Below are 1,311 nucleotides of genomic sequence, written 5' to 3' on the forward strand. Positions count from 1 at the left end.
GCCGATCGGCCTCGTGCACAGCGATGTTGACGACAAGTCGGTGGCACCGTCGAGCGGCGCCGTCCGACCGACCATTCGCGATCAGCGGCGGCACAGGACAGCACCCCACCCCCCACTCGCCGGCAGGACGGATCACCAGCGTGAACTTTCCTCACCCCGAGATCCACAGGGCCGGCCGCCCATGGCGGCCGGCCAGCAAGGCCTCGCACGTCCACGTGCCGGCCCTCGCGGCCGCCGCGATCCCGCCCGGCACCGACGGCGGACACCCCTCCTCGTTCCGGATCGAAGGCATCGGTGCAGCCTCAATGCCCCTGAACGGCGGCGATACCGGCAGCACCACCTGACCGACGATCTCCTGCAGCACGAGCCGACGGTCCACCGCCGCGCAAAGTATTGACAACGCGCACCATCTGCCAGAGATTTACCTGAACATGACAACGCGGGCGGCTGTCCGCCAAAAATTGTTAGCGTTAACATAAGCGCCGAAAGGCGGGTCCGCTCCCTCCCGTCGGCCGACCCCACAGCCGGGTGAGCCGCGCGTCAACCGACAGCACCGCTCGTGGGCGGGGCCAGTGACCACGTGCCGGACACCACCCGCAACAACCCGGCAGGAAGGCACAACCGAGTACGCGCTCGCACAACCGTCAGGACGTGGCGCCGGTCCCCGACCGGTGTCGCAGGCTTACCCCACCCACAAGGAGAACGATCCGTCATGCCGCGGCTCAACAAGAAACCCCGTCTGGGCAAGCTCCTGACGGCCACCGCATACATGGTCGTCAGCTCGGCCGCGGCCGTCACCGCGGCCCCCGCGGCTCATGCCGCCGGGGCGAACACGCTGGGTGGGGCAGCGGCCGGCAGCGGCCGCTACTTCGGCACGGCGGTGGCCGCGGGCAGGCTCGGCGACTCGACGTACTCCACCGTTCTCGACCGGGAATTCACCATGGTCACCCCGGAGAACGAGATGAAGTGGGACGCCACCGAGCCCTCCCGCGGGTCGTTCGACTTCGCCCCCGCCGGCTCGATCGTCAACCACGCCGCCGCACACGGCCAGAAGATGCGCGGCCACACACTGGTATGGCACTCCCAACTGCCCAACTGGGTCGGCTCCATCAACGACGCCAACACCCTGCGCAGTGTGATGAACAACCACATCACCCAGGAGATGACCCACTACAAGGGCAAGATCTACTCCTGGGACGTGGTCAACGAGGCCTTCGCCGACGGCGGCAGCGGCCGGCACCGCAGCTCGGTGTTCCAGGACGTGCTGGGCAACGGCTTCATCGAGGAGGCCTTCCGTACCGCCCGGAGTGC

The 1,311-nt window shown here is 68.2% G+C and carries 2 protein-coding genes; one reads left to right on the forward strand and one right to left on the reverse strand.

Annotated features, from left to right (window positions below; genetic code table 11):
* Window positions 1–151 precede the first annotated feature (151 nt).
* Window positions 152–364, reverse strand: coding sequence for a hypothetical protein (locus ABZ641_RS37850; protein ID WP_359989149.1), 213 nt, complete (start codon window positions 362–364; stop codon window positions 152–154).
* A gap of 405 nt (window positions 365–769) precedes the next feature.
* Here ABZ641_RS37850 and ABZ641_RS37855 point away from each other — a divergent pair.
* Window positions 770–1,311: endo-1,4-beta-xylanase (locus tag ABZ641_RS37855; RefSeq protein ID WP_359989151.1), on the forward strand; the 542-nt coding region annotated here is incomplete at its 3' end.

It is taken from the genome of Kitasatospora sp. NPDC007106 (assembly GCF_040634455.1).
GTDB lineage: Bacteria > Actinomycetota > Actinomycetes > Streptomycetales > Streptomycetaceae > Kitasatospora > Kitasatospora arboriphila.